This window comes from Streptomyces sp. NPDC096048 (genome assembly GCF_044763415.1).
Classification (GTDB): domain Bacteria; phylum Actinomycetota; class Actinomycetes; order Streptomycetales; family Streptomycetaceae; genus Streptomyces.
Genome location: NZ_JBIWGG010000014.1, coordinates 1 through 25543, shown reverse-complemented (window position 1 = coordinate 25543; position 25543 = coordinate 1). Strand labels below are relative to the sequence as shown.

The window sequence follows — 25543 nt, the reverse complement described above, 5'->3', positions numbered from 1 at the left end:
TGAGGTACCCAACAGCCATGACGACCGAAACGTTTGAGTTCCAGGTAGAGGCGCGTCAGCTCCTGCAGCTGATGATTCACTCCGTCTACTCGAACAAGGATGTCTTCCTGCGCGAGCTCGTCTCCAACGCCTCCGACGCGCTGGACAAGCTGCGCCTGGCCGCCCTGCGGGACGACACTCCCGACGTCGACGTGACCGACCTCCACATCGAGCTCGACGTCGACAAGGAGGCCCGTACCCTCACCGTGCGGGACAACGGCATCGGGATGTCGTACGACGAGGTCACGCACCTCATCGGCACCATCGCCAACTCGGGCACGGCCAAGTTCCTGGAGGAGCTGCGCGAGGCCAAGGACGCCGCCGGGGCCGACGGGCTCATCGGCCAGTTCGGCGTCGGCTTCTACTCGGGCTTCATGGTGGCGGACGAGGTCACCCTGGTGACCCGGCGCGCCGGTGAGACCGAGGGCACCCGCTGGACGTCGCGCGGCGAGGGCACGTACACCCTGGAGAAGGTCGCCGAGGCGCCGCAGGGGACCTCCGTCACCCTCCACCTGAAGCCGGCGGACGCCGAGAACCAGCTCCATGACTACACCTCCGCGTGGAAGATCAAGGAGATCGTCAAGCGGTACTCGGACTTCATCACGTGGCCGATCCGCCTGCTGCCGGAGCCGGCCGAGGACGGCGCCGAGGCGCGCGAGGCCGAGACGCTCAACTCGATGAAGGCCCTGTGGGCGCGTCCCCGCGACGAGGTGTCCGAGGACGAGTACCACGAGCTGTACAAGCACATCGCCCACGACTGGCGCGAGCCGCTGGAGACGATCCGGCTCCAGGCGGAGGGCACCTTCGAGTACCAGGCCCTGCTGTTCGTGCCCTCGCACGCTCCGCACGACCTGTTCACCCAGGGCTACCAGCGCGGCGTACAGCTCTATGTGAAGCGCGTCTTCATCATGGACGACTGCGAGGAACTGCTGCAGCCCTACCTCCGCTTCGTCAAGGGCGTCGTCGACGCGCAGGACCTCTCGCTCAACGTCTCCCGCGAGATCCTCCAGCAGGACCGCCACATCCGCATGATCCAGCGCCGCCTGACCAAGAAGGTCCTGGCCACGGTCAAGGACCTGATGGCGTCCGCGCCGGACCGCTACGCCACGTTCTGGCGGGAGTTCGGCGCCGTCCTGAAGGAGGGGCTGGTGACCGACGCCGACAACCGGGACGCGATCCTCGCCGCCTGCTCGTTCGCGAGCACGCACGACGCCGACGAGCCGACCACGCTGAAGAGTTACGTGGAGCGGATGAAGGACGGCCAGGACGACATCTACTTCATGACGGGCGAGTCCCGGCAGGCCATCGAGAACTCCCCGCACATGGAGGCGTTCCGGGCCAAGGGTGTCGAGGTGCTGCTGCTGACCGACGCCGTGGACGAGGTCTGGGTCGACGCGGTGGGGGAGTACGACGGCAAGCCGCTGCGCTCGGTGGCCAAGGGCGAGATCGACCTCGGCGGCACGGAGGACGAGAAGAGCGACGCCGAGAAGGACGCGCAGAGCGAGGAGTACGCCGGGCTGCTCGGCTGGATGACGGAGCACCTGGGCGAGGACGTCAAGGAGGTTCGTCTCTCCTCCCGCCTCACGGTCTCCCCGGCCTGTGTCGTCTCCGACGCGAACGAGCTCACGCCCGCGCTGGAGAACATGTACCGGGCCATGGGCCAGGAGGTCCCCCACGCCAAGCGGATCCTCGAACTCAACCCGGAGCACCAGTTGGTGAAGTCCCTGAAGCGGGCGTACACGGAACAGCAGGACCGGACGGAACTGACCGAGACCGCCGAACTGCTGCACGCCCTGGCGGTACTCGGTGAGGGAGGCCGGCCGAAGGAGCCGGCCCGCTTCGTGAAGCTGGTGGCGGACCGTCTGGAGCGCACGCTGTAGCCACGCCGACCCGTGTGGGGCCCCGGAGCGGTCGCCTGCTTCCGGGGCCTCACGTCGCCCCCGGGGAGCCCTGCCCGCTCCCCGGGTGCGCCTCCCCGGCACGCCTCCCCGGCCGGGGCCAGGTGATCGCCCGCCTCGGCGGCCTGGACCCGGAAGCCGGTACCGGGTTCACCAACCGGGTCGACGGTGTCACCAAGGACGTGAACGCGGTGTGCCCACCGCCTCTCGGGGCGGTGCCCTCGGCGCGCGGTGCGGCGGTCCGCGCCGTCCGCGGCTCCTGGCCGCTCGCTGCCGGTGCCCTCGCTCTGGCCGTGCTCGGAGCGGGCGCGCTGGGCAACCTCAAACCGGGCGACGGCGCCTGCTGACACAGGGGGTGCCCGTGCGGCACAGGGGTCAGGCCTGTGCCGCACGGGCGGCTAAGGGGCGCGCCGGGCCGTGGTGGTGACGCGGGTGATGGCCTCCGCGGTGAGGGCCCGCCCGTGGGGCTCACGGGCCAGCGCGCGGTGCAGCGTCAGGCCCTCGATGAGGGCGTCGAGCTGGCGGGCCGTGTCCGGGTCGAAGTGCTTCTCCAGGTGGACGCGACTGCGGCGCATCCACTCGTGGGTGAGTTCCCGGTAGGCCGGCTGCCGCGCGGCGAGGGTGTACAGCTCCTGGGTGAGCACCAGGTCCCGCTGGCTCCCCTCGGACAGTTCGTGTACGAGGTCGGCGACCGCCGCCCGGGCCTGGTCGCGGTCGGCCGCCGCGCCGAGGTGGGCGTCGAACACGGCGACGATGTGGTCGGTGAAGCGGCCGAACGCCTCCCGCAGCAGCTCCTCGATGCCGCTGAAGTGGTACGTCATCGAACCCAGGGGAACCCCGGCGCGCGTGGCGATCTTCCGGTGGGAGACGCGCGCGATGCCCTCCTCGGCGATCAGGTCGAGCGTGGCGGCGATGATGCGTTCACGCCGCTGCGGATCCGTGTGTCCGGTTGCCATGGGAAGAGGCTTACACCTTCCGCACCGGCCGGGCGGGGTTGCCGACGGCCACGACGTTCGCGGGCACGTCCTTCGTGACGACCGCTCCGGCGCCGATGACGGCGTTGTCGCCGATGGTCACGCCGGGCAGGACGACGGCGCCCCCGCCCAGCCAGACGTTGTCGCCGATGGTGATGGGCCGGGCGGCCTCCAGCTTGTCCCGCCGTGGCCCGGCCTCCACGGGATGCGTGGGGGTGAGCAACTGGACGCCCGGCCCGATCTGGCAGTCCTCGCCGATGGTGATCGCCGCGACGTCCAGCGCGGTCAGGTTGTAGTTGACGAAGGTGCGCGCGCCGATCGTGATGTTGCTGCCGTAGTCGACGTACAGGGGTGGCCGCACGTGGGCCTCGGCGCCCACGGAGCCGAGCAGTTCCACGAGGATCGGCCGCGCGGCCTCCGCGTCCTCCACGTACGCGGCCTGGTAGCGGGCGGCAAGCCGCACGGCCTGCTGCTGCCTGCGGGCGATCTCGGGATCGTCGGCGATGTAGAGGTCACCCGCCTCCATGCGTTCGAGGTTCGTGCGGGGGTCCTGCGCGAAGTGGTCCGTCGGCATGCGCACGATCCTACCCTTGAAGCGTACGAACGTACACTCACCGTCGCCGGGGCCGCAGCACTCCGGCGAGCAGGAGCACGAGGAGCCCGGCGAACGGCACCACCAGCAGCCCCACCCGCAGGCTCGACGCGTCGGCGATCAGCCCCACGATCGGTGGGGAGAGCAGGAACCCCAGCCGCATGAGCCAGGAGACGATGGTCAGGCCGGAGCCGGGCTTCAGGCCGGGCAGCTCGTCGGCCTCGTGCATGGCGGCCGGTACCAGGGTCGCCACCCCGAAGCCGGCCGCGGCGAACCCGAGGATCGTCCCGGGCACCGTCGGCACGGCCAGCGCCAGACCCATGCCGGCCGCGGCGACGAGAGCGCCGGAGCGGGCCACCGCGCGCTGACCGAACCGGTCCACGAGCCGGTCACCGATCAGCCGGCCGACGAACTGCGCCCCGACCAGGGCGACATAGCCGGAGGCAGCCAACGCCACCGACGCGTGCAGCGAGTCGGAGAGGTAGAGGGTGGCCCAGGAACTGCCCGCGTCCTCGACGAGCGTGCCGGCCGTGGCGATGAGGACGAGCGCGGTGAGTACGTAGCTCGTACGCGGTCCCGGTACCGGGTTCCCCGTCGGCCGCGGCGCCCGGCCCTCGGCGTCGGGCTCCCCGTCCGGTTCGGTCTCGGGGCCGGGCAGGCAGAACCGCAGGGCGACGCACGCCGCGACCGCGAACACCACGGCGGAGAACAGCAGGTGACCGCCCCGCGGGACGTCGAGAGCTATCGCGCCGGCGGCCATGGACCCACCGGTGACCGCGCCGATGGACCAGATGGCGTGGAAGGAGTTGATGATGGAGCGTCCGTAACGGCGCTGCACCCGCAGACCGTGGGCGTTCTGCGCGACGTCGGTGAACGCGTCCGCCGCTCCGGCCAGGAACAGGGCGCCCGCGAACAGCACCACCGAGTCCGCCAGACCGGCGGCGAGGATCCCCACCCCGGTCAGCAGCGTGCCGCCGACCGCCACCCGTGCCGAGCCGAACCGGCGGACGAGTATCCCGGCCGCGAGTCCGGCCGCGATGGCGCCGGCCGGGAACGCCGCCACGGCGAGCCCGTAGGCCGCGTTGCCGATCCCGAGGTCGGCCTTGATCTGCGGATACCTCGGCAGGAGGTTGGCGAACAGGGCCCCGTTGGTGAAGAACAGCACGGCGACGGCCACCCGAGCCCGCCGTTCGGCCAGGGCGGGCCGACGCAGTACGTCAACAGTCATGCGCGGAGCCTACAGGTGCAAGCGTACGAACGTACACTCCGAAAATCCGCCGTCCCGCGAGCCGTGTCGCGAGGACCATGGTGCGTGCCGATCGACCACACGCGATCCCGAGGATGGACGGCCCCTCCACCTTCCCGTTCCCCACCATGGGCGGTTCCTGGTCCGAGCACTTCGACCTGCTCACCGGCCTGCCGAACCGGGGTGACACGGTCGTGGGGAACGACGTCTGGTTCGGCCACGGCGCGGCGGTCCTGCCCGGCGTACGGATCGGACACGGGGCGATCATCGGCGCTGCCTCCGTGGTCACCCAGGACGTGCCCGACTACGGGATCGTCGGCGGCAACCCCGCCCGGCTCATCCGCACCCGCTACGGCGACGAGGACGTCGCCCGGCTGCTCGCGGTGGCCTGGTGGGACTGGCCGGCGGACCACATCACCGAGCATGTGCGGACCATCATGTCGGGCACCGTCGCCGTCCTCGAAGCGGCCGCCCCGCCTCGTTGAACTGGCGCCCGCCGTGACGCACAGCGCACTGAGGAGACCCGGATGCCGGCACACGACCCGTCCGTCTCCGACGACGCGGCCGGGGCGAGGGCGCCCCGACCCTCGCGGAGCACGAGCGGGTGGTCCGCGCGATCCCGCGCCGCAGGCCCGAACGCGCCGCCGAGGCGATGGCGGACCGCCTCACCCACAGCCTGGAGCGCCGCCTCGGCCGGCTCGGACCAGGATGACCACGCGCTCAGGACTCGTGCCCGGCCGGCACCGGCACCTCACCGGGCAGCAGGCCCCGCGTCCGCAGCCCCTCCCACACGGCGTCGGGGACGGGCCGGTGGAACTGCTCGGTCGCGTCCCGGACCTGGGCGGCCGATCGCGCCCCCACGAGGACGGAGGCGACCGCCGGATGCCCGAAGGGGAAACGCAGCGCGGCCGCACGCAACGGCACTCCCCACGACTCGGTGACGTCGCGCATCCGCACGGCCCGGCGCAGGAGGTGCGCGGGAGCGGCCGCGTAGTCGTACGTGGCACCCGGCGACGGATCGGCCAGCAGCCCGGAGTTGAACACGCCGCCGACGACCACGCTCTTGCCGGCCGCCACCGCGGTGGGCAGCAGGGCGTCCAACGCGCCCTGCTCCAGAAGGGTGTAGCGCCCCGCGCACAGCACGGCGTCGACGTCCGTGTCCTCCAGGAAGCGCGTCAGCATCCGGGTCTGGTTCATTCCCGCGCCGATCGCCCGTACGACCCCCTGCGACCGCAAGTCCTCCAACGCCGGGTAGGCCTCCCGGAACACCTGCTCCTCGTGGTCGTCGGGATCGTGCAGCAGGACCAGGTCGACGCGGTCGAACCCGAGGCGGGTGAGGCTGTCCTCCAGCGAGCGGCGCACCCCGTCGGCGCTGAAGTCCCACCGCCGCCGGTGGGTGGCCGGTACGGCGAAGCCGTGGGCGCGGTCGTCCCCGCCGCCGTCGTGGGGCACGAGTACCCGGCCCACCTTGGTGGACAGGGTGAAGCCGTCCCGGGGCCTGCCCCTGAGGGCCTCGCCCAGTCTGCGTTCCGACAGACCGACGCCGTAGTGCGGGGCGGTGTCGAAGTAGCGGACGCCCGCTGCCCAGGCGGCGTCCACGGCTGCCGCGGCCTCCTCCTCGCCCACGTCCTCGTAGAGACCGGCGACGGCCGCGGCGCCGAAACCGAGGGCGGTGACGCGGACGTCACTCCGGCCGAGGGCGCGGCTGGGCAGCGGCGGGCACGCACCGCTCGGGTCCGGGCGCGTCACCGCGCCTCCGGCCGCAACCGCAGCCCCTGCATGCCGCCGTCCACGGCGAGCGCGGTGCCCGTGACCGAGGCGGCGGCCGGGCTCGCCAGGTACACGATGGCCGCCGCGACCTCCTCGGCCGTGACCAGCCGGCCCATGGGCTGCCGGGCGACGAGCGCCTCCCGCTCGGCGGCCGGGTCCGCCGCCCGGTCGAGGAGGCGGCCGATCCAGGGAGTGTCCGCCGTACCGGGGTTGACGCAGTTGACGCGGATGCCCTCCCGTATGTGGTCCGCCGCCATGGCCAGCGTCAGGGACTGCACCGCGCCCTTGCTCGCGCTGTACAGGGCGCGCTGCGGCAGTCCGGCCGTGGCCGCGATCGAGCAGGTGTTGACGACGGCGGCATGCGCGGAGGCACGCAGATGGGTCAGTGCCGCGCGGGTGGTGCGGACCACGCCGAGGACGTTCACGTCGAGGACCCGGTGCCACTCGGCGTCGTCGTTGTCCCCGACCGTTCCCACCGCGCCGATGCCGGCGTTGTTGACCAGGATGTCGACGCCGCCCAGGTCCTCGGCGGCGGTGGCGACGGCGGACCGCACGGAGGCGTCGTCGGACACGTCCGCGAGGTAACCGCGCAGGGGCTCGCCTACGGCCGACGGGTCGACGTCCAGCACGGCGACGTCGGCGCCGCGGGCGGCCAACAGGGCGGCGGCGGTCCTGCCGATGCCGGACGCGCCGCCGGTCACCAGGGCTTTGAGCCCGGAGAGTTCGCTCATCGGGTCGTACCCTTCCGCCGTTCGGCGAGATCGGTGGCGTCGTCGACCCAGAAGGAACCGTCCGGATACCGATGGGCGGCGATCGACGCGGCGTGCATCTCCGAGGAGAAGCCGGGTGCCGTGGGCGCCGAGTAGTGCCCGTTCGCGACGGTGACGGGATCCTTGAAGTGCTCGTGCAGGTGGTCCACGTACTCGATCATGCGGTCCTCGGTCGTCCCGGTCAGCGCCACGTAGTCGAACATCGACAGATGGCGCACCAGCTCGCACAGGCCGACGCCGCCGGCGTGCGGGCAGACCGGGACGCCGTACTTGGCGGCGAGGAGCAGGATCGCCAGGTTCTCGTTGACGCCGCCCACCCGGGTCGCGTCGATCTGCAGCACGTCGATCGCCTCCGCCTGCAGCAGTTGCTTGAACACGACGCGGTTCTGGACGTGCTCACCGGTGGCGACCTTGACCGGGGCGACCCCCCTGCGTACGGTCGCGTGCCCGAGGATGTCGTCGGGGCTGGTGGGCTCCTCGACCCAGTACGGGGCCAGGTGGGCCAGTGCGTTGGTCCACTCGACGGCCTCCGCGACGTTCCAGCGCTGATTGGCGTCGACGGCGATCCTGACGTCGGGACCGACGGCCGCGCGCGCCGCGCGCAGCCTGCGGACGTCGTCGACGAGGTCGGCACCGACCTTCAGCTTGATCTGCGTGAAACCGTCGGCGACCGCCTGCTCGGCGAGCCGGACCAGCTTCTCGTCGGAGTAGCCGAGCCAGCCGGGGGAGGTGGTGTACGCCGGGTAGCCGATCGCCAGCAGGCGGGCTTCACGCTCGACGGCACCGGCCCTGCCCCGCCGGAGCAGCGCCACGGCCTCCTCGCGGGTGAGCGCGTCCTCGATGTAGCGGAAGTCCACCTGGTCCGCGAGCCATTCCGGTTCGGCGTCGGCGAGCAGCTTCCACACCGGTTTGCCCGCCCGCTTGGCCGCCAGGTCCCACACCGCGTTGACCACGGCGCCGATCGACATGTGCATCACGCCCTTCTCCGGGCTGAGCCAGCGCAGTTGGCTGTCGCCGGTCAGGGCCCGGCCGACCGACCCGGGATCGGCGCACACCGCTTCGACAGACAGGCCAAGGACGTGGTCGCGCAGCGCCGCCGTCGCCGCGGCCTGCACGTCGTTGCCGCGCCCGATGGTGAACGTGAAGGCATGGCCCTCCAGCCCGTCACCCGCGTCGGTCCGCAGGACCACGTACGCGGCCGAGTAGTCGGGGTCGGGGTTCATCGCGTCGGAGCCGTCGAACTCGCGTGAGGTGGGGAATCGGATGTCGATCACGTCGACGTCGGTGATGCGCGCCGCGGCCATGGTCGGATCCCCACTGGAGTATCGGAATACCGGAGAGCTGAAATCCAATAGGATCTTGTAGGACCTTGTCGCTCCTGATGGTCTGGCTGTTTCGATCACCTCGTCAAGACGCTTGCGTCGATCGACTTCCAGTCGCAGGGCCGACGGATCCCCCAGGATGCGTCAGGTGGCGTGGACCATCACTCGTGCTCGGCCCGCTCCAGGAGACCGGCGACGAGGGTGGCGAACTCGTCGGGGGTGGCGAGGCGGACGCCGGGCTGTTCGGCATTGGCCCACGGTCCCGGCGACGGGTCCGGCCACGACCCCGGCCACGGACCCGCCGCATCGTGAGACGAGCCTCCGTGCGGGAATGGCGGGAAGAAGCGCTTCGTTGACACCTGTCATGCCCGACTCTTCCGCACGGCCCCCGGCATCCCGCATGCCGCTCGCCGTATACATCCTCGGCCTGTCCGTATTCGCCCTCGGCACGAGCGAGTTCATGCTCTCCGGGCTGCTGCCGCCCATCGCCGACGACATGGACGTGTCGATACCCCGAGCCGGGCTGCTGATATCGGCCTTCGCGATCGGCATGGTGGTCGGCGCGCCCCTGCTCGCGGTCGCGACCCTGCGGCTGCCACGGAAGATCACGCTGGTCGCGCTGATCTCGGTGTTCGGCCTCGGCCAGGTCGCGGGCGCGCTGGCGACGACGTACGAGGTGCTCTTCGTCTCGCGTGTGGTGAGCGCGCTGGCGTGTGCCGGATTCTGGGCGGTGGGCGCCGCCGTCGCCATCGCCATGGTGCCGAGGACCGCACGCGCCCGGGCGATGGCCGTGATGATCGGCGGACTGTCGATCGCCAACGTCCTCGGTGTCCCGGCGGGCGCCTTCCTCGGCGAGCACCTGGGATGGCGGTCCGCGTTCTGGGCGGTGGGCGCCGCGTCCGCCGTCGCGCTCGTGGGCGTGGTGACCCTGATCCCACGCATCCCCCTGCCCGAGCGGCGCCCCCGGCTCAAGGGCGAGCTGGCGATCTACCGCGACCGCCAGGTATGGCTGTCCATCGTCGCGACCGCACTCGCCGCCGGCGGCGTGTTCTGTGCCTTCTCGTACCTCGCGCCGCTGCTCACCGACGTGGCCGGGCTGGCGGACGGCTGGGTGCCGACCGTGCTGGCCCTGTTCGGCCTCGGCGCGCTGATCGGCACGACGATCGGCGGCCGGGTCGCGGACGCCCACCTGTTCGGCGTGCTGCTCTCCGGCATCACCGCTTCGACCGTGCTGCTGGCCGCGCTGGCGCTGTTCGCGTCGAGCCCCGCCGTCGTGATCGCCCTCTCCCTGCTCCTCGGCGTCTCGGCCTTCTACACGGCACCGGCGCTCAACGCCCGCATGTTCAACGTCGCGGGCGCCGCGCCCACCCTCGCCGGCGCGACGACGACCGCCGCCTTCAACCTGGGCAACACCGGCGGCCCGTGGCTCGGCGGCACGGTGATCGACGCGGGCCTCGGCTACGCCGCCACCGCCTGGGCGGGCGCGGCGATGACTCTGGTCGCTATCGCCTTCGTCGCGGTCTCGCTGCGGTTGCACAGCCGGTCGCGCATCGTCATGGGAGGCATGGCCACCGAGCCCGCGGGTGCGGAGCGGACCCAGCGGGTGTGACACCTACCGAAGCGCGGAAGCGTTCATTATCATCATCGACAAGGCGGGGTCGTAGCACAGAGGTAGTGCGCCGCGACAGCATCTCGGAGGACGCCGGTTCGAATCCGGCCGCCCCGCCCCTTTTCGCCGCCCGGTCCTTTCGTCTCCCCGCCCCTTCTCGCCGCCCCGGTCAGACCTTCCCGATGCCGAGGGTGTTCTCGCGGGGCAGCCAGCCGGAGCCCAGCACGTCCAGCCAGACCGGGCCGAGGAGTTCGGCGAGCCGCGCGGTGTCCTCGGCACCGAGCGCCTGCCAGGGAGCGGCGGCCAGTTCGTCGGTACGGCGCTCGACCTCGGCGCGCAAGGCGCGGCCCGCGTCGGTCGCGGTGCCGTCCGCCTCCAACAGGCCTTTCGCGCAGATCCGTTCGCGGGCCGCCGCCCACTCGTGCTCGCTCCAGCCGCGGCTCGCGAAGACGCCGGCCGGTGCCGCGCCGATCGCCGCGAAGGACACCAGCGCCTCCACGGGGTCGAGGCCCGCGGTCAGTAGAGCGGCGAGATGGCCGTCGCCGCGGTGCTCGCGCAGGATGGTCGCGGCCTGCCACAGCACGAGATGCGGCTCATGGGGCCAAGGCAGCCCGGCATTGGCGGCGGCGAGCGGCCGGCCTCCGGTGGGCGCGGCCTCCGCCGCCCGGCGGGCCAGCGCGGCGGCCTCAGAGAGATCGGGACTGCCCGTCCGATCCCCGATGAGCGCGGTGTACGCCCGGTCGACGCCGCGCGCGCGGGCGGCGAGCACCTTGTCCGGTGCGGCGACCTCCCAGGCGGCCGGGATGTGCTCGGCCACCATGCGCGGGCTGAAGCTGTAGAACGCCGATGTCACCAGACGGGTCTCCGGCGCCCCGAGCGGCGCCGCCCGCAAGGGGAAGTAACTCGGCCAGCGCTCGTGGGTGTCGTAACCGAGCGAGCGGGTCTCCTCGAAGACCTGCGGCGCGTAGTAGACGACGGCGTGCAGCGGCTCCAGAAGGTGCCACATCTGCCGTACGCGTCCGTTGTCGATATCCATGTCGTCCCTCTGCCCGCGTCGCATCTTGACATCGACTAGATTGCTGGTCGACGCACCGTCTTGTCAATGACTAGATTGCGTTAGCCTGCTCTCATGACCCCCGAACGCGCCTACCATCACGGAGACCTGCGGCGGGCCGTGCTCGCCGCGGCCCTGGACGTCATCGCCACCGAGGGGCCGGCCGCCCTGTCCCTGCGGGACCTGGCCCGCCGGGCGGGCGTCTCCCATGCCGCGCCCGCACATCACTTCAAGGACCGCGCGGGCCTCCTCACGGCCATCGCGGCCGAGGGGCACGACCTTCTGGCCGCCGCACTCGGCGAGGCGGAGGACCTGCGTGACCTGGGCGTCCGGTACGTGCGCTTCGCCACCGCGCACCCGGCGCACTTCCAGGTCATGTTCCGGCCGGAACTGCTGCGCACGGACGACCCGGAGCTCCTCGCCGCGCGCGAGCGGACGCGGACCCGGCTTCGCACGGCCGTGGAGGGCCACGGCGCCGATCCGGCCCTCGGATTCATGGCGGCCTGGTCGATGGCCCACGGCTTCGCGACGCTGCTGCTCTCCCGCAACCTCGACGGACTGCTGAGCGGGAGCGACCCCGAAGAGACCTTCCGGGCGCTGGCGGGTGGCACGGTCCGGACGGCCGGGGACCCCGCGACGGGCTGAGCCGTATGCACGCGGGCGAGCTCACGCGTCCGCGGACGTGCCGCACCCGCGGGGACGACGGGGCGAAGGACGCCCGTTCACGGCGCTCGACGGTCGGGTGGAACGCCCTCCGGCGGCGTGGGAGGTGCGCCGGGTGCACTCCTCGCGGCGTCGGCGCAACGCTGGGCCAGGCGAGCGAAGGCCTCCTTGAGCGCGGGCGGGCCGATGACCTCGATGTCGGTGTCGAAGACGCCGACGGTGGCGGCGAGGGCCGTCCACGACCAGGAGCCGAGGGTGAGCCGGCAGCGGTCCGGGCCGAGCTCCTCGACGGTTCCGGCGAGGACGTAGGGGGACACGTCGGCGGCGGACAGGTGGAGCACGACCTCCCCGCGGCAGGGCCATTCGGAGGAGCCCTCGGAGCCGCGGAACCTGCCGGTCACGAAGGCGGCCACATCTCCTCCGGGCAGTTCCCGCGGCGTGAAACGGGGCCCGGTGGGGGTGCGCGGGGTGATCCGGTCGGCGCGGAAGACGCGCCAGTCGTCCCGGTCGAGGTCCCAGGCGACGAGATACCAGCGTCCGCCGTGGGTGACCAGATGGTGGGGCTGCACCCGGCGCGGCGGCACGGCGTCTTCGCCGGTGTCCGCCGGATACGGCGGCGCGTAGCCGAAGCGCAGGACCTCGTGGGCGCGGACGGCGGCGCTGAGGGCCATGAGGACTCCGCTGTCGGCCCGGGGCGTGGACGGATCGACGGCGGTGACCTGGAGGGCGTCGATCCGGTGGCGCAGATGGGCGGGCATGACCTGTCGGAGGGTGGTCAGCGCGCGCGCCGCGCCGTCCTCGACGCCCGCGCCGGAGGCGGATACGGTCCGCAGCGCGACGGCCAGGGCCACGGCCTGCTCGTCGTCGAACAGCAGCGGGGGCAACTGACTGCCGGCGTCGAGCCGGTATCCGCCGTCGGGCCCCTTGACGGCCACGACGGGGTAGCCGAGTTCGCGAAGCCGGTCGACATCGCGGCGCAGGGTGCGCGGGCTCACGTCCAGCCGCCGGGCCAGGGGTGCACCTGGCCAGACTCGGCGTGCCTGGAGCAGCGAGAGCAGCGAGAGCAGCCGTGCCGAGGTCTTTCGCATGCCGCCCATGCTGCCCCGAGTAGCGGCCACAACCTGACCGCTACCTGGGACACCGTGGGAACCGCGGGGCCGAGAGCGGTCCCGCGGCCGGACTCTCCCACCCCGGGCTGTCCGGTCGTATCCAGAGGCGAGGAGCCCGTCGTGACCGTCAAAGCCGTGACCCACCTGAACTTCCGCGGAGACGCCCTCGCGGCACTCACGTTCTACCGGTCCGTGTTCGGCGGGGACGTGGCCGTGGTGACGTACCAGGACGCGGGCAACGTCCGGGACGCCTCCGAGGCCGACCAGGTGATGTGGGGCCGGCTGTCCGCCGGTAGCGGTCTGTGCGTGATGGCCTACGACGTGCCCTCGCACATGCCGTGGAATCAGGGCGAGAACGCGTTCTTCGTCTCGGTCCGCGGGGACGGGGCCGAGGAGATCACCGCGTACTGGGAGAAGCTGTCCGACGGCGCGACCGTCCTGCAGCCGCTGGCGGCCGCTCAGTGGGCGCCGCTCTACGGCATGCTGCGGGACCGGTTCGGCGTCACCTGGGTCCTGGACGTGATGAGCGAGTACGACGCGTCCTGACCGCCGAAGGGCCGGGTGGTGGACGCCCGCCACCGACCACCCGGCCGGGCGGCGGACGCCCGCCACCGACCGCCACCGTCCGCCACCCGAACGAAGAGAGGACCACAGTGAACCGCCCCACCCACCCGCACCGGCACCACCACCCCGCCTCGCCGACCGCCCCCGAGGTCTCGGCCCGATGACCGTTCTCGACGCCCGGGCACTCAATCGCGCGACCCTGGCCCGGCAGTTGCTGCTCGACCGTGCCGGCGTGCCGGTCCTCGACGCCGTCGCGCACCTCGGCGGGATGCAGGCTCAGGAGCCCCAGGAACCGTTCGTCGGCCTCTGGTCGCGGCTGCGTGGCTTCGAGCCGTCCGCGCTGTCGGGACTGCTGACGGGGCGGCGCGTGGTCCGTACCCACCTCATGCGCCGGACCGTCCATCTCGTCACCGCCGACGACGTCCTGGCCTGGCGGGCCCGTCACGACGCCATGCTGCGCGGCCGGGTCCTCGGCACCTACCGCCGCCAACTCGAAGGCGTGGACCTCGACGAACTCGCCGCGGCGGGCCGGGCGGTCATGGCCGACGGCGAGCCCCGCTCGATGAGCGAGCTGGCGCGGGCGCTCGCCGATCGCTGGCCGGCGCCGGAGCCGCGGGCACTGGGAGAGATGCTGGTCGCCGCGCTGATCCCGATGGTGCAGCTGCCACCGCGTGGGCTGTGGCGCACCAGGGCCGGTGTGCGCAACGTCCCGCTGTCCTCATGGCTGGGCCGCGAGATCGACCCGCCGGCCCCGCACGGCTCCGATCCGGTCGGCGAAGCCCTGGTACGGCGCTACCTCGCCGCGTTCGGACCCGCCGCCTCGGCGGACCTGCGCGCCTGGTGCGGCCTCGCCGGACTGCCCGCCGCGGTCGCCGCGGTACGCGAGGAACTGGTCGCCTTCCGGGACGAGCGCGGCCGGGAACTGCTGGACCTGCCCGACGCGCCGCGCCCCGGCCCCGACAGCCCCGCCCCGGTGCGGTTCCTGCCGGCGTTCGACAACGCGATCCTCGGCTACCACGACCGGAGCCGGATCATCGACGACGCCCACCGAGGTCTGTCGGTGGCCGGCGCTCGTGTCGTCCTGGTCGACGGCCGGGTCTCCGCGACCTGGAGCGTCGAGGCCAGCACGGTGACCGTCACCCCGCTGCGCCGCCTCTCCCGGGCCGACCGCGCCGGTGTCGCCGAGGAGGGGCGGGCGCTGGCGTCCTTCCTCTCCGACCGGGACAGCGACCGGGTCCGGATCGTCGCGTCGACCGGCTGAGTGGCGCACCAGCGGCGGTCCGGTCCGGCCACGACGGCGCAGTCACCCCTAGGGCGCCGTGTTCAGCGAGGGAGCGCTCCGGGCTCCGTGCGGGATGCGCGGGAGCCCGATCTTCGTGACGTTGTTGCCGGTTCGACTCGGCACCACGGACGACAGGCCGTCGGAGCGGCGCGGGTACCGGTCCTCCCGCAGGTGGGGGCGTCAGCAGGCGCTCAGTTCGTCGTAGAGGCGCATTGCCTTCGGCGCGAGCCTGGACGCCTTCGCGAGCGCCCCGATGGTCAGCGGCCGGCCCCACGCAGACGCAGCCCTGGCCGGATGCGCGCGGCGTCGGCTGCCCGCGGCAACGAAGTGCGGCGTACACCCATCGCCGTGATCTACACCCGGGGGAGAGGAGCACGGGGCCGCACTACACCCGATGCAGTACGTCAGTCCAGCCCCAGGGTCGGATCAAATGCGGGAGAGACCGGGTGAGCATGGAAAGGTATCCCGGTCAGCGCCTCTGCCTTCCCCCCATGTGCCGGGTCTTCGTCCTGCCCGACATCCGACGGATTGGTCCCAGGTGGCTACGTTCCTCTACCGACTCGGCCGACGCGCGTTCCGGCGCCGCGGCCTCGTCGCCCTGCTCTGGGTGGCCATACTCGTGGGCGCCGGCGTCGCCGCGTCCACGGCGCCCGCCCCGCCCGAAGATTCCTTCTCGATGCCCGGCACCGAGTCCCAGAAGGCATTCGACCTCCTCGACGAGCGCTTCCCGGCCGCCAGTGCCGAGGGCGCCACCGCACGCGTCGTGATCCGCGCCCCCGACGGCGGGAAGATCTCGGATCCGGCGGGCAAGGCCAAGGTCGAGGAACTGGTCACGGCCCTCGGCGACGGCCCGCAGGTCGCCTCGGTGGCCGACCCGTTCAAGGCGGACGCCGTCAGCGAGGACGGTACGACCGCGTACGCCTCGGTGACGTACAAGGTCAACGCCATGGAGCTGACCGACCAGGCCCGCGACTCGCTCACCGCCGCGACCGACGAGGCGCGCGGCGACGGCTTCACCGTCGAGACCGGCGGCGACGCGGTCATGGCCGAACAGGAGATGGGCGGCACCGCCGAGCTGATCGGCATCGGTGTCGCCGCGATCGTCCTCCTGCTGACCTTCGGCTCACTCGTCGCCGCCGGCATGCCGCTGCTCTCGGCGATCATCGGTGTCGGCATCGGCATCTCCGCCATCGGGGCGCTCGGCAGCACGCTCGAACTCTCCGCCACGACCTCGACGCTCGCCATGATGATCGGCCTCGCGGTCGCCATCGACTACGCCCTGTTCATCGTCTCCCGCTACCGCGCGGAGATCGCCGAGGGACGCACCCCCGAGGACGCCGCGGGCCGCGCGGTCGGCACAGCGGGCTCCGCGGTCGTCTTCGCGGGCCTCACCGTCATCGTGGCCCTGGCGGGCCTCGCGGTGGTCAACATCCCGATCCTCACCAAGATGGGCCTGGCCGCGGCGGCCACGGTCGGCATCGCCGTACTGATCGCGCTCACCCTCACCCCGGCACTGCTCGGCTTCGCCGGCAAGAAGGCGCTCAGCCGCAAGGACCGCAAGGCGCCCGCCGGACAGCGGGCCGCGTCCGCCAAGCCGAAGCTCGGCACCCGCTGGGCGCAGTTCGTACTGCGGCGTCCGTTGACCGTGCTGCTGACCGCGGTGCTCGGCCTCGGCGCCGTCGCCGTGCCGGCCGCGAGCATGGAGCTCGGTCTGCCCGACGAGGGCAGCTCCGCGCCCGACACCACGCAGCGCAAGGCCTACGACATGCTGTCGGAGTCCTTCGGTGCCGGGTTCAACGGCCCGCTGATGGTCACCATCGACACCCGGGACGCGGACGACGCGAAGGCCGCCGCCGACACCGTCGGCAAGGAGATCACCGGCCTCGGCGAGGCCGCGGCCGTCACCCCGGCCAACTTCAACGAGGCGGGCGACACCGCCCTCCTCACGGTCGTGCCCAAGACGGGACCGAGCGAGGCGGCCACCGAGTCGCTGGTGAAGGACATCCGCTCGCTGTCCGGCGACATCGAGGCCGAGACCGGCGCGACCATGCTGGTCACCGGCGCGACCGCGATGACCATCGACTTCTCCCAGACCCTGGACGACGCGCTCATTCCGTACCTGGCCCTGGTCGTCGGCCTCGCCTTCCTGCTCCTGATGCTGGTCTTCCGCTCCATCCTCGTCCCGCTGAAGGCGGCCCTGGGCTTCCTGCTCTCGGTGGCCGCGGCGCTCGGCGCGGTGGTCGCGGTCTTCCAGTGGGGCTGGCTCGCCGACCTCTTCGGTGTGGCCCAGCCGGGCCCGATCATGTCGATGATGCCCATCTTCATGATCGGCGTGGTCTTCGGTCTGGCCATGGACTACGAGGTCTTCCTCGTGACGCGCATGCGGGAGGCCTACGTCCACGGATCGTCCGCCGCCGAGTCCGTCACCACGGGCTTCACCCACGGCGGCCGGGTCGTCGCGGCGGCCGCCATCATCATGATCAGCGTCTTCTCCGGCTTCATCATGGAGAACGACGACATGATCAAGATGATGGGCTTCGGCCTCGCGATCGCCGTCCTCTTCGACGCCTTCGTGGTCCGCATGGCCATCGTGCCCGCCGTACTGGCCCTGCTCGGCACCAAGGCGTGGTGGCTGCCCAAGTGGCTGGACCGCCTGCTGCCGAACGTCGACGTCGAGGGCGAGAAGCTGCACAAGGAACTCGGTGACACCGCCGCACCCGAGGAGTCCGCGCGCGAGCCGGAGACGGCCGGCGTCTGACACCCACGCGTAAGGCCCCGGTGACCTGGTCCGCCAGGTCACCGGGGCCTTCGCGGGCCGGACCGGGCCCCGTCGCACAGCCCCGACCCCCTGCACGGCGGCGGACCGCCGCTCCTGGAGGACGCGGTGCGTGGCGACGACGGGTGCACTGGACCGTCCTCATGCCCGTCGAGTTCATGGCCAACGCCCAGGATTGGGCGGACCGGATCGCGGCATCGGGCGCAGTGCACGAGCCGTTCGCCTCCTGGCTCAGCGCCTCCACGAGGGCGACATCGGCGCTGTCGCGGCGGTCGTGCTCACCGAGGAGCAGGCCGTCGCGCAGTGGCGGGCGGCGGGACACCCGCAGGAGGTCATCGGCCTCCTGCTCGACGGCGTACGGCGACACCCCCGAGGTGGGACGCACGGTCGTCCACACCGTCGAGAAGATCACCGGCCGCCCGGCCCGCACCTTCGCCCCGTGGGCCGCCGACCACGCGGACGCCTTCCCCGCGGCAGCGGTGGGCTGGACGGGGACGGAGTCCTCAGAGGTCCCGAGCCGCGTCGGTGAGCGCTTCGTCGAGGATGGCGACGCCCCGGGCGATCTCGTCGTCGCTCGCGGTCAGCGGGGGCGCGATGCGGAAGATGCCCCCCATTCCGGGCAGCTGGACGATGTTCATGTGCAGCCCGAGCTCGAAGCAGCGCCGGGTGACGGCGGCGCCGAGACGGTCGGCGCCGCCGTCGCCCAGGACCTGGTCCCCGACCAGCTCCACACCCAGGAGCAGCCCGCGGCCGCGGACGTCCCCGACGACGTCGTGGCGGGCGGCGAGCCCGTCGAGACGACCGCGCAGGGCCGTGCCGAGCCGGCGCGCGCGCTCGTCGAGACGGTCGCGGACCAGGACGTCGAGGACGGTGTTGCCCACGGCGGCCGGCAGCGGGTCGTTGACGTGGGTGGTGAAGAAGAGGAACCCCCGGTCGTGAGCCTGCTGCTCGATCTCCGCACTGGTCAGTACGGCGGCCAGCGGCAGCCCCGCGCCGAGCGTCTTGGACAGCGTGAGGATGTCCGGTACGACCCCCTCGTGCTGGAAGGCGTACCAGTCGCCGGTGCGGCACAGCCCGGTCTGGGCCTCGTCGAGGATCAGCAGCATGCCGCGCTCCCGGCACTTCTGCGCCAGTGCCGCGAGATAGCCCGGCGGAAGCTCGACGACCCCGCCCGAGCTGAGGATCGGCTCGACCAGGCACGCGGCCAGGCTGCCGACCGACTGGGCGTCGATCAGCTCGAAGCCCAGGTCCAGCTGGCGACGCCAGTCGAGCGCGCCGTCGGAGCCGACGACGGAGGGGCGGTAGCGGTCCGGCACCGGAAGCGCGAAGTTGCCCGGCGCGGCGGGGCCGTAGCCCTTGCGCCCGGCACTGTAGGTGGCGTTCGCGGCGGCCTGGGTCATGCCGTGCCATGACCGGGCGAAGGAGACTGTCTCGTGGCGGCCGGTGACGAGCTTCGCCATCCTCACCGCGGCCTCGTTCGCCTCAGCACCGGTGGTCAGGAGCAGTGCCTTGTCCAGAGGATCGGGGAGGGTACCGGCCAGCCGGCGCGCGAGCTCGACGACCGGACGGCTCAGCATGCCGCTGTGGAGGTGATCGAGGTGCGCGACCTGCTCGCGCACCGTCGAGACGATCGCCGGGTGGGAGTGCCCGAGGATCGCACTCATCTGACCGGACGTGAAGTCGAGCAGCTCACGGCCGCCCTCGGTGAACACCGAGGTGCCCGCGGCGCGGAGGATGACCTCGGGCGAGAAGGGGGCGTGGCCGGAGTAGCGGACGAGGTGGCGCTCTGGGTCGGCGAAGGCTGTCTCGGAAGGCATGCGACCGACGTTAGGGACGCGCCCCTGCGCGTGTCCATCGCACAGAACCGACGACGCTGTTCGGCAGAACCGTACACGGATGGGTACAGTCGAGAACGTGCTCAACTCGGGACGGCTGCATCTGCTCAGCCTGCTGGACACCCTCGGTACCGTCCGCGCGGTCGCCGAGACGCTGCATCTGAGCGCCTCGACGGTCTCCCAGCAACTGGCGGTGCTGGAGACGGAGACCCGATGTCGGCTGATCGAGCGGACCGGACGGCGGGTGCGGCTGACCCCGGCCGGTCTCGTGCTGGCCCGTCGGGGCCGGGAGATCCTGGACCTGATGGCCGAGGCCGAGGCCGAACTGCGTGCCCTGAACGACGAGCCCATCGGCACCGTCCGGCTCGGGGTGTTCCAGAGCGCGATCTTCACCCTCGCGGTCCCGGCGGCGACGCGCCTGGCCACCACCCACCCGCACCTGCACGTCGAACTGGTCGAGATGGAGCCGCACGAGAGCGGACCGGCCCTGCGCTCGGGGGAGGCGGACGTCATCGTCACCACCACCGACTACGCCGGCCTTTCCTGGGGCGCGGACCTCGAGGTCATGTCATTGGGGACCGACCCGGTCGTGCTGGTGCTGCCGCGTGGTCATCCGCTCGCCTCCCGGACGGCGGTGAACCTCGCGGCCTGCAAGGAGGAGACCTGGGCCTGTGACCGACCGCAGTCGTACATGGCGGACCTGACCGTGCGGCTGTGCCGCGAGTCGGGGTTCGAACCCCGGGTGGCATGCCGCTTCAGCAACTACCTGATGCTGCTGCGCCATGTGGAGACCTCCGGGTCGATCGCCCTGCTGCCCGCCCTGGCCGTCACGCCGGACCACGCCGTCGTCACCCGGGAGCTCAGCCCGCCGGTGCACCGCAACGTCGCCGTCGTCGTGCGGCGCGGCACCACGCAGCGCGCCGCGGTCAACGCGGTCATCGCCGCACTGCGCGAGCACCCGGAGATCCCGGCGCTGGCCGAGCCCCGGGACGACGCCCGACAACCGTGAAGGCCATGTCCCTCAGCCGGCGGCAGGCCCGGGAATCCGGCGCTGGAGGTCCTTGAGCATGATCCGCACGGACGTGCGGAAGATCTCGGCCTCATGGTCGCCCAGGAAGGAGGTGTGCCCGAAGACCTCCAGGACGAGGAGGCTGTGCAGGTTCCCCCACGCGCTCATGAAGAGGGAGACCGCGGGTGGCGGTAGGTCTCCCTGTGCGTTCGCGGGCAGGCGTTCCAAATGTTCCCCGGAGGCGGGCACGGGCCGACCGGTCGACGGCCGTACGAGGGAGCCGCGCGGCCGGTCAGAGGCCGACGGAAGCCGGTCCCTCGGCGCCGGCCTCACCCGCCGACCTGAACTCCACGGCGACGACACCGTCGACGCGCCGGCACAGCTCCTCCAGCACGGCGACGGACACGTCGCCGGGGAGGCGGCCGCTGAGGACGACATGACCGTGTGTCACATCCACCTGCATCGACGAGGGAGCCAGACCGAGGGACCCGACCAAGGCCTCCTCGATGATCTCGGTGCGGATCTCCCGGTCCTTGCGGAGGAAGACCCTCAGCAGGTCGCTTCTGCTGACGACTCCGATCAGCCGCCCTCCCTCGTCGACGACCAGGAGCCGCTTGATGCCGTGCCGGGCCATCACCCGGGCGGCGTCCACCACGCTCCAGCTCTCCCGCGCGCAGACCGCGGGAGAGGTCATGAGCCCGGCGGCGTCCGTGGCGGACGCCTTGCCCACGTCCGGCCGGGACCGCTCCCCGTCGTCCGTGGAACGGCCGGGGTCGCCACCCCACATCTTCTGCAGGAGGTCCGCCTCGGACACCACTCCCACGGGACGGTTCTCCTCGTCCACGACGGGCACCGCTGTGATGTCGTACTCCTGCAGCAGGTGGGCGATCTCCTTGAACGGTGTGCCGCGCTGGACGCGGACCACGGCGTCGCTCATCAGATCGCACACCTTCTGGTGCTTCATCGAGGTTCTTCTCCTCCGCTGCCGGCCTGTGGCGACCGGCGTCAGTCCTGCTTGCCTGTGTAAACGATCTATCGGTCGTGGGAGTGCCCCATGCGTCAGGCACGGGTACTGAGGAGGAGCAGGGCGATGTCGTCGCCGGGGCTGGGCGCGTGCCGGATGAGGGTGTCGGCCATCGCGTCGAGGTCGGTGGGATCGGCCTGTTCGAGAAGCCCGGCGAGGGCCGCGGTGGCGTCGTCGGGGTCGACTCCGGGGGCTTCGACGAGTCCGTCGGTGTACAGGGCGAGCACACTGCCGGGCGGCAGGTCGCATTCCAGCACCGAGTAGCGGGCGTCCGGCTCGATACCGAGCAGGAGGCCGGGCGGCACCTGGAGGAGTTCGACGCGTCCGTCGGCATGGCGCACGAGCGGCGGCGGGTGGCCTGCGGTGGCCAGGCAGACGCGGTGCGTGGCGAGGTCGAGGTGGACGTAGACACAGCTGGTGAACAGGCCGGGGTCGAGGTCGGTGAGCAGGCGGTTGGTGCGGGCCAGGACGTCGTCGGGGGTCGCACCCACGGTGGCGTGGGCGTGCACGGCGGTGCGGACCTGCCCCATCAGCGCGGCGGCGTCGACGTTGTGGCCCTGCACGTCGCCGATGGTGGCGCTGGCCGTGTGCTCGTCCAGGCGGATGAGGTCGTAGAAGTCGCCGCCGATACCCAGGCCCCGGGCCGCCGGAAGGTAGCGGGCGGCGACCCGCAGGCCGGGCACGTGGGGGAGGGTGTGCGGGAGCAGGGCGGACTGCAGGCGGTGGGCGAGGTGGTGTTTGGCGTCGTAGAGACGGGCGCGGTCCAGGGCCTGCCCGACCAGGCCGGCCAGTGAGGTGAGAGCGGCTCGTTCGCCGGGCGGGAAGACGTGCGGCCGTTTGTAGGCGAGGAGGAGGGAGCCGATCGGCCGACCGGACGCGATCAACGGCAGGACCGCCCACGCGGCCATCCCGTCCTCGTGCTCGGTGGTGGGGTAGGCGTGCCGCAGTTCGGCGAAGGAGGCGAAGAAGTCCGGGACACCGCAGGCCAGGACGTGGGCGCCGGGAATGTCCGAGCTGAGGGGGACGGCGTCGAAGCGGTCCATGAGTTCGGCGCGGTAGCCGCGGTAGCCGAGGATCTTCAGGCGGCCGTTCTCCGCGGTCATCAGCACCATCGCCTGCGCACCCAGAGCGGGCAGCAACTGGTCGGCGGTCTGCTCGACCACGTCCTGCACACCGACGGCCTCGGTCAGGGTGGAGGCCAGGTGCATCAGGTGGTAGAGAACGGTGGCGCGGCTGGGGCCGGCGGTCGGCACGGACGGCGACGGGGGAGCGCCCTCGGCCGGGCCACCGGGGGTGATGCGGACGCTGATACCGGTGGCGTCCGGGTACAGCTCGAAGGCCAGCCAGGTCTCCGGGGGACGCAGGACGCTGAATTTCTGCGGCCGGCGGCTGACCAGCGCGGCCCGGTAACGGTCCTCGACATGGGGTACGTCCATCCACGGCAGCGCCTCCCACGGCAGGGCACCCACCAGGTCCGCCCGGTCGGCACCGACCAGGTCGGCCCCGGCCGGGGTGATGAAGGTGATGCGTCCGTGCATGTCCAGTGCGCAGGACCCGCCCGGCAGGCGGTCGACGAAGGCCGACACCGCGGTCGCCTCGGCGGGGGAGGGGGTGCGCCCGGCCGGCGGCGGCAGGGTCCGTGGCCCGTCCGCGGGCAGCAGCGGGTCGCCGCGGTCCGCCGCCTGCTGAAGGAGCCCGCCCAGGTGGCGACAGCCGTCCTGGACGACGTCGCGCTCCTCGGGGCTCAGCCGCTCCGGATGAGTCCCGGACCACAGCAGCACCAGCCCGCCCCGGACGGTGGTGCCCGAGGCGAGCGGGGTGGCCGCCAGCGCGAAGTCGTACGGCAGGACCAGCGCCGGCCGGGGATACCGGCGCGCCATCTCCTCCCGACCGCCGACCCATACCAGGCGCCGTTCGCGGACGGCGTCCGCCACCGGCATCGGATCGGTCAGCGCGACCCGCCTCCACGGAGCGGCGATCTCCTGGGGGACGCCCGCCACCAGAATCTGCCACAGGGCGTTGTCGCCGGGCGGCAGCACGTACAACAGCCCTCCGAACGCACCGCTCTCCCGCACCACGGCGGCCATCGCGGTGTCCATCAGAAGTCCGGCTCCGGCAGGGCTGCTCGACGCCGACCACACCGAGCATCACGCATATGAGGACACTACGCCCGTCCTGCCGTGACGGCACGTGAGGCCTCGGGCCGCGGCCGGCGCCGGTGGCGCGAGTGCGGGCCCGCCGCGTCCCTCCTACTCTGGTGCTGCTCGGGGACTCTTCGTGGAGAGGCTTGTCCATGCCCCGGTCGATCTGGAGCGGTGCCATCTCGTTCGGATTGGTCACTGTGCCGATCCATGTGGTCGGCGCGACCGAGGACCACAGCATCCGGTTCCACCGGTACCACCTGGCGGACCAGGGGAGGATCCGGACCCGGAAGGTCTGCGAGCTGGAGGACCGGGAGGTCCGCTCCGACGAGATCGGCAAGGGGTACGAGCTGACCAGGACGCAGATCGTTCCCGTCACCGACGAGGACCTGCGGGACCTGCCGCTGCCGACCGCGAAGGCCATCGAGATCGTGGCGTTCGTCCCGCTGGGGTCCGTGGATCCGATCAGGATCGGCGACGGCTACTACCTGCAGCCGGACGGACAGGTCGCGGCGAAGCCCTACGAGCTGCTGCGGCAGGCCCTTGCACGGTCGTCGAAGGTGGCGGTGGCGAAGTACGCGTGGTCGGGCCGGGAACGGCTGGGCCTGCTGCGGGTGCGGGACGAGGCGATCGTGCTGCACGCCATGCGCTGGCCCGACGAGGTCCGCGACCCCTCCTCGCTCACACCGCCCCCGGTCGAGGTGGCCGAGGAGGAGATCGAGGGAGCGCTCGCGCTGATGGACACGATGACCCGCGACGGCCTGGAGGGCGACGAGTTCCGGGACACCTACACGGACGCCGTCGCGGAACTGATCGAGGCGAAGCGCGAGCACAGGGCGCCGCCGGCGGCGCCCGAGCAGGAGGAGCGGCCGGGTCAGGTGCTGGACCTGATGGCCGCCCTGCAGGAGTCCGTGTCGCAGGCGAAGGAGTCCCGGGGCGAGGACGGGCACGCCGAGGTGCACGAGCTACCCGGGCCGAAGAAGAAGGCCGCGGCGGGAAAGGCGCCCGCCGGAAAGACGGGGGCGAAGAAGACCGCGTCGAAGGCGACGAGCGCGAAGAAGGCGAGCGCGAGGAAGACGAGCGCGAGGAAGACGACGGCCCGCAAACCGAGGAGTGCCTAGCTTTCGCCGTGGGCGCTGGGAGCTGGGAGCGGAGTTGAGAGCTGAGATGTTCCGTGGCCCCGCAGTCGGCCGCGAACACCGCTGCCAGGCCCTCGGTGGGAGACCTCGGACTCTCTAGGTGCGCAGCAGCCGTTGGGTGATCTCCCGGTACTGCCGCAGCGCGATCCGGAGTTCCTCGTCCTGCGTCTCGGGGTCGCGGTCCTGCCAGCTCTCATGAAGGACACGGCGTCGTTCCGCGAGGGCGTCCGCGAGGTGGGCGGCGGCGTCGTCGAAGGCGCCCTCCGCTTCCTCCAGCGCCTGACGCGGGGCGTCGGCGAAGGTGTTGATGGCCTGACGCAGACGCTGGAGGACCGCGTTCCGCTCGTCCGACGGCAGGAGCGCGTCCGGTGCCGCGGCCCGGTGCTCGGCATGGCGCGAGGGCTGGTCCGACGGCTGCTGTGCGCGCGTCTGGTCGTACATCATCGAGTGCCGCTTTCCTGGGTTGTCTGGATCACCGGTTCCCCGGAGCGGCCTGGCTGTGCGCCGTACTGGTAGTCAACGCCCGATGGCGGTGTGTGTCAACGCGGTGACTTCCGGACGCCCCGGTCAGCGCTGGGTGAGGGTTTGGGGGTAGTCGGTGATGATGCCGTCGACGCCGAGGGTGGTCATTGCGCGTATGGCGCCGGGTTCGTCGACGGTCCAGACGTTGATGTCCATGCCGAGTTGGTGGATGCGGTCGACGAGGTTCTGGTCGGTGACGGTGTGC

Annotated in this window: 23 protein-coding genes, 1 tRNA gene and 3 pseudogenes; 13 read left to right on the top strand and 14 right to left on the bottom strand. The window is 72.1% G+C overall.

The genetic code is table 11. From position 1 onward, the window contains the following. The first annotated feature begins 17 nt into the window (after positions 1–17). Entirely contained in the window at positions 18–1919 is a 1902-nt protein-coding gene (htpG, locus tag ACIQ6R_RS32240; protein WP_404182455.1) for a molecular chaperone HtpG, read from the top strand. A gap of 122 nt (positions 1920–2041) precedes the next feature. Then, positions 2042–2284 (top strand): hypothetical protein, encoded by a 243-nt coding sequence (locus ACIQ6R_RS32235; RefSeq protein WP_404225231.1) that lies wholly within the window; start codon positions 2042–2044, stop codon positions 2282–2284. A gap of 51 nt (positions 2285–2335) precedes the next feature. On the opposite strand, the gene ACIQ6R_RS32230 is transcribed toward ACIQ6R_RS32235, so the two are convergent. Genes ACIQ6R_RS32230 through ACIQ6R_RS32220 form a run of 3 tightly spaced genes read right to left on the bottom strand, consistent with a single transcriptional unit; the run spans position 2336 to position 4731 of the window. Further along, on the bottom strand, positions 2336–2893 hold the full coding sequence (locus ACIQ6R_RS32230; protein WP_404225229.1) for a TetR/AcrR family transcriptional regulator: 558 nt from the start codon (positions 2891–2893) through the stop codon (positions 2336–2338). A 10-nt stretch (positions 2894–2903) separates the two neighbouring features. Beyond that, positions 2904–3485, bottom strand: coding sequence for a sugar O-acetyltransferase (locus ACIQ6R_RS32225; RefSeq protein ID WP_404225226.1), 582 nt, complete (start codon positions 3483–3485; stop codon positions 2904–2906). 37 nt (positions 3486–3522) lie between these two features. Continuing rightward, entirely contained in the window at positions 3523–4731 is a 1209-nt protein-coding gene (locus ACIQ6R_RS32220) for an MFS transporter (RefSeq protein ID WP_404225223.1), read from the bottom strand. A gap of 110 nt (positions 4732–4841) precedes the next feature. Here ACIQ6R_RS32220 and ACIQ6R_RS32215 point away from each other — a divergent pair. Further along, positions 4842–5234 (top strand): annotated as a pseudogene (locus ACIQ6R_RS32215) (CatB-related O-acetyltransferase); the annotation flags it as partial. Between the two features lie 74 nt (positions 5235–5308). Next, a pseudogene (locus ACIQ6R_RS32210) lies at positions 5309–5461 on the top strand (GntR family transcriptional regulator); the annotation flags it as partial. Between the two features lie 8 nt (positions 5462–5469). Here the strand turns inward: ACIQ6R_RS32210 and ACIQ6R_RS32205 are convergent. From ACIQ6R_RS32205 to ACIQ6R_RS32195, 3 genes are read right to left on the bottom strand one after another with little or no spacing between them, the layout of a single operon-like run. Continuing rightward, complete coding sequence (locus tag ACIQ6R_RS32205; RefSeq protein ID WP_404225421.1) at positions 5470–6462, bottom strand: aldo/keto reductase; 993 nt, start codon at positions 6460–6462, stop codon at positions 5470–5472. A gap of 32 nt (positions 6463–6494) precedes the next feature. Continuing rightward, on the bottom strand, positions 6495–7250 hold the full coding sequence (locus ACIQ6R_RS32200) for an SDR family NAD(P)-dependent oxidoreductase (protein ID WP_404225221.1): 756 nt from the start codon (positions 7248–7250) through the stop codon (positions 6495–6497). Continuing rightward, positions 7247–8593 carry an enolase C-terminal domain-like protein gene (locus ACIQ6R_RS32195; RefSeq protein ID WP_404225218.1) on the bottom strand — a complete coding sequence of 449 codons (1347 nt, stop codon included), beginning with the start codon at positions 8591–8593 and terminating at the stop codon, positions 7247–7249. The genes ACIQ6R_RS32200 and ACIQ6R_RS32195 overlap by 4 nt, the downstream gene beginning before the upstream one ends. Positions 8594–9011: 418 nt before the next feature. On the opposite strand from ACIQ6R_RS32195, the gene ACIQ6R_RS32190 reads away from it, so the two are divergent. Beyond that, the gene (locus ACIQ6R_RS32190; protein ID WP_404182911.1) at positions 9012–10220 is read left to right on the top strand and encodes a Cmx/CmrA family chloramphenicol efflux MFS transporter; all 1209 of its coding nucleotides are present in this window, start codon (positions 9012–9014) and stop codon (positions 10218–10220) included. A gap of 43 nt (positions 10221–10263) precedes the next feature. After that, positions 10264–10338 (top strand) — tRNA-Leu (locus tag ACIQ6R_RS32185). 51 nt (positions 10339–10389) lie between these two features. On the opposite strand, the gene ACIQ6R_RS32180 is transcribed toward ACIQ6R_RS32185, so the two are convergent. Continuing rightward, positions 10390–11256, bottom strand: coding sequence for a hypothetical protein (locus tag ACIQ6R_RS32180; protein WP_404225216.1), 867 nt, complete (start codon positions 11254–11256; stop codon positions 10390–10392). 93 nt (positions 11257–11349) lie between these two features. On the opposite strand from ACIQ6R_RS32180, the gene ACIQ6R_RS32175 reads away from it, so the two are divergent. After that, complete coding sequence (locus tag ACIQ6R_RS32175; RefSeq protein ID WP_404225214.1) at positions 11350–11919, top strand: TetR/AcrR family transcriptional regulator; 570 nt, start codon at positions 11350–11352, stop codon at positions 11917–11919. Between the two features lie 77 nt (positions 11920–11996). On the opposite strand, the gene ACIQ6R_RS32170 is transcribed toward ACIQ6R_RS32175, so the two are convergent. Then, entirely contained in the window at positions 11997–13025 is a 1029-nt protein-coding gene (locus tag ACIQ6R_RS32170) for a helix-turn-helix transcriptional regulator (RefSeq protein WP_404225211.1), read from the bottom strand. A 141-nt stretch (positions 13026–13166) separates the two neighbouring features. On the opposite strand from ACIQ6R_RS32170, the gene ACIQ6R_RS32165 reads away from it, so the two are divergent. The 4 genes and pseudogenes from ACIQ6R_RS32165 to ACIQ6R_RS32150 all read left to right on the top strand — a co-directional run. After that, complete coding sequence (locus tag ACIQ6R_RS32165; RefSeq protein WP_404225210.1) at positions 13167–13592, top strand: VOC family protein; 426 nt, start codon at positions 13167–13169, stop codon at positions 13590–13592. Between the two features lie 178 nt (positions 13593–13770). Further along, positions 13771–14871, top strand: coding sequence for a winged helix DNA-binding domain-containing protein (locus tag ACIQ6R_RS32160; protein WP_404225207.1), 1101 nt, complete (start codon positions 13771–13773; stop codon positions 14869–14871). Positions 14872–15430: 559 nt separating this feature from the next. After that, positions 15431–17650, top strand: a complete 2220-nt coding sequence (locus ACIQ6R_RS32155; protein WP_404225204.1) for an MMPL family transporter — start codon at positions 15431–15433, stop codon at positions 17648–17650. Positions 17651–17740: 90 nt separating this feature from the next. After that, positions 17741–18141: pseudogene (locus ACIQ6R_RS32150) on the top strand (hydroxylase); the annotation flags it as partial. Positions 18142–18171: 30 nt separating this feature from the next. Here the strand turns inward: ACIQ6R_RS32150 and ACIQ6R_RS32145 are convergent. Further along, positions 18172–19485: an aspartate aminotransferase family protein gene (locus ACIQ6R_RS32145; protein WP_404225201.1), complete on the bottom strand. Its 1314-nt coding sequence runs from the start codon at positions 19483–19485 to the stop codon at positions 18172–18174. 79 nt (positions 19486–19564) lie between these two features. Here ACIQ6R_RS32145 and ACIQ6R_RS32140 point away from each other — a divergent pair, with 79 nt between their 5' ends. Further along, on the top strand, positions 19565–20512 hold the full coding sequence (locus tag ACIQ6R_RS32140; RefSeq protein WP_404225199.1) for a LysR family transcriptional regulator: 948 nt from the start codon (positions 19565–19567) through the stop codon (positions 20510–20512). Between the two features lie 12 nt (positions 20513–20524). On the opposite strand, the gene ACIQ6R_RS32135 is transcribed toward ACIQ6R_RS32140, so the two are convergent. From ACIQ6R_RS32135 to ACIQ6R_RS32125, 3 genes are all read right to left on the bottom strand, one after another. Further along, complete coding sequence (locus tag ACIQ6R_RS32135; protein WP_404225197.1) at positions 20525–20680, bottom strand: hypothetical protein; 156 nt, start codon at positions 20678–20680, stop codon at positions 20525–20527. 124 nt (positions 20681–20804) lie between these two features. Beyond that, positions 20805–21476, bottom strand: coding sequence for a CBS domain-containing protein (locus tag ACIQ6R_RS32130; RefSeq protein WP_404225195.1), 672 nt, complete (start codon positions 21474–21476; stop codon positions 20805–20807). A 95-nt stretch (positions 21477–21571) separates the two neighbouring features. Continuing rightward, positions 21572–23635 (bottom strand): SpoIIE family protein phosphatase, encoded by a 2064-nt coding sequence (locus ACIQ6R_RS32125; protein WP_404225192.1) that lies wholly within the window; start codon positions 23633–23635, stop codon positions 21572–21574. Positions 23636–23829: 194 nt separating this feature from the next. On the opposite strand from ACIQ6R_RS32125, the gene ACIQ6R_RS32120 reads away from it, so the two are divergent. After that, entirely contained in the window at positions 23830–24798 is a 969-nt protein-coding gene (locus ACIQ6R_RS32120) for a Ku protein (RefSeq protein ID WP_404225189.1), read from the top strand. A 114-nt stretch (positions 24799–24912) separates the two neighbouring features. Here the strand turns inward: ACIQ6R_RS32120 and ACIQ6R_RS32115 are convergent, their stop codons facing one another. Both ACIQ6R_RS32115 and ACIQ6R_RS32110 read right to left on the bottom strand, forming a co-directional pair. Further along, a complete protein-coding gene (locus ACIQ6R_RS32115) occupies positions 24913–25257 on the bottom strand; it encodes a hypothetical protein (protein ID WP_404225419.1) in 345 nt (114 codons plus the stop codon). Between the two features lie 126 nt (positions 25258–25383). After that, a partial coding sequence (locus tag ACIQ6R_RS32110; protein ID WP_404225417.1) for a glycerophosphodiester phosphodiesterase occupies positions 25384–25543 on the bottom strand: 160 nt, incomplete at its 5' end.

Bases quoted from the DNA above. Each gene is read 5' to 3' on its own strand.
- htpG (WP_404182455.1), top strand. From the start codon at position 18: ATGACGACCGAAACGTTTGAGTTCCAGGTAGAGGCGCGTCAGCTCCTG.
- ACIQ6R_RS32230 (WP_404225229.1), bottom strand. From the start codon at position 2,893: ATGGCAACCGGACACACGGATCCGCAGCGGCGTGAACGCATCATCGCC.
- ACIQ6R_RS32225 (WP_404225226.1), bottom strand. From the start codon at position 3,485: ATGCCGACGGACCACTTCGCGCAGGACCCCCGCACGAACCTCGAACGC.
- ACIQ6R_RS32220 (WP_404225223.1), bottom strand. From the start codon at position 4,731: ATGACTGTTGACGTACTGCGTCGGCCCGCCCTGGCCGAACGGCGGGCT.
- ACIQ6R_RS32200 (WP_404225221.1), bottom strand. From the start codon at position 7,250: ATGAGCGAACTCTCCGGGCTCAAAGCCCTGGTGACCGGCGGCGCGTCC.
- ACIQ6R_RS32195 (WP_404225218.1), bottom strand. From the start codon at position 8,593: ATGGCCGCGGCGCGCATCACCGACGTCGACGTGATCGACATCCGATTC.
- ACIQ6R_RS32190 (WP_404182911.1), top strand. From the start codon at position 9,012: ATGCCGCTCGCCGTATACATCCTCGGCCTGTCCGTATTCGCCCTCGGC.
- ACIQ6R_RS32180 (WP_404225216.1), bottom strand. From the start codon at position 11,256: ATGGATATCGACAACGGACGCGTACGGCAGATGTGGCACCTTCTGGAG.
- ACIQ6R_RS32175 (WP_404225214.1), top strand. From the start codon at position 11,350: ATGACCCCCGAACGCGCCTACCATCACGGAGACCTGCGGCGGGCCGTG.
- ACIQ6R_RS32170 (WP_404225211.1), bottom strand. From the start codon at position 13,025: ATGCGAAAGACCTCGGCACGGCTGCTCTCGCTGCTCTCGCTGCTCCAG.
- ACIQ6R_RS32160 (WP_404225207.1), top strand. From the start codon at position 13,771: ATGACCGTTCTCGACGCCCGGGCACTCAATCGCGCGACCCTGGCCCGG.
- ACIQ6R_RS32145 (WP_404225201.1), bottom strand. From the start codon at position 19,485: ATGCCTTCCGAGACAGCCTTCGCCGACCCAGAGCGCCACCTCGTCCGC.
- ACIQ6R_RS32140 (WP_404225199.1), top strand. From the start codon at position 19,565: ATGGGTACAGTCGAGAACGTGCTCAACTCGGGACGGCTGCATCTGCTC.
- ACIQ6R_RS32135 (WP_404225197.1), bottom strand. From the start codon at position 20,680: ATGAGCGCGTGGGGGAACCTGCACAGCCTCCTCGTCCTGGAGGTCTTC.
- ACIQ6R_RS32130 (WP_404225195.1), bottom strand. From the start codon at position 21,476: ATGAAGCACCAGAAGGTGTGCGATCTGATGAGCGACGCCGTGGTCCGC.
- ACIQ6R_RS32125 (WP_404225192.1), bottom strand. From the start codon at position 23,635: ATGGACACCGCGATGGCCGCCGTGGTGCGGGAGAGCGGTGCGTTCGGA.
- ACIQ6R_RS32120 (WP_404225189.1), top strand. From the start codon at position 23,830: ATGCCCCGGTCGATCTGGAGCGGTGCCATCTCGTTCGGATTGGTCACT.
- ACIQ6R_RS32115 (WP_404225419.1), bottom strand. From the start codon at position 25,257: ATGTACGACCAGACGCGCGCACAGCAGCCGTCGGACCAGCCCTCGCGC.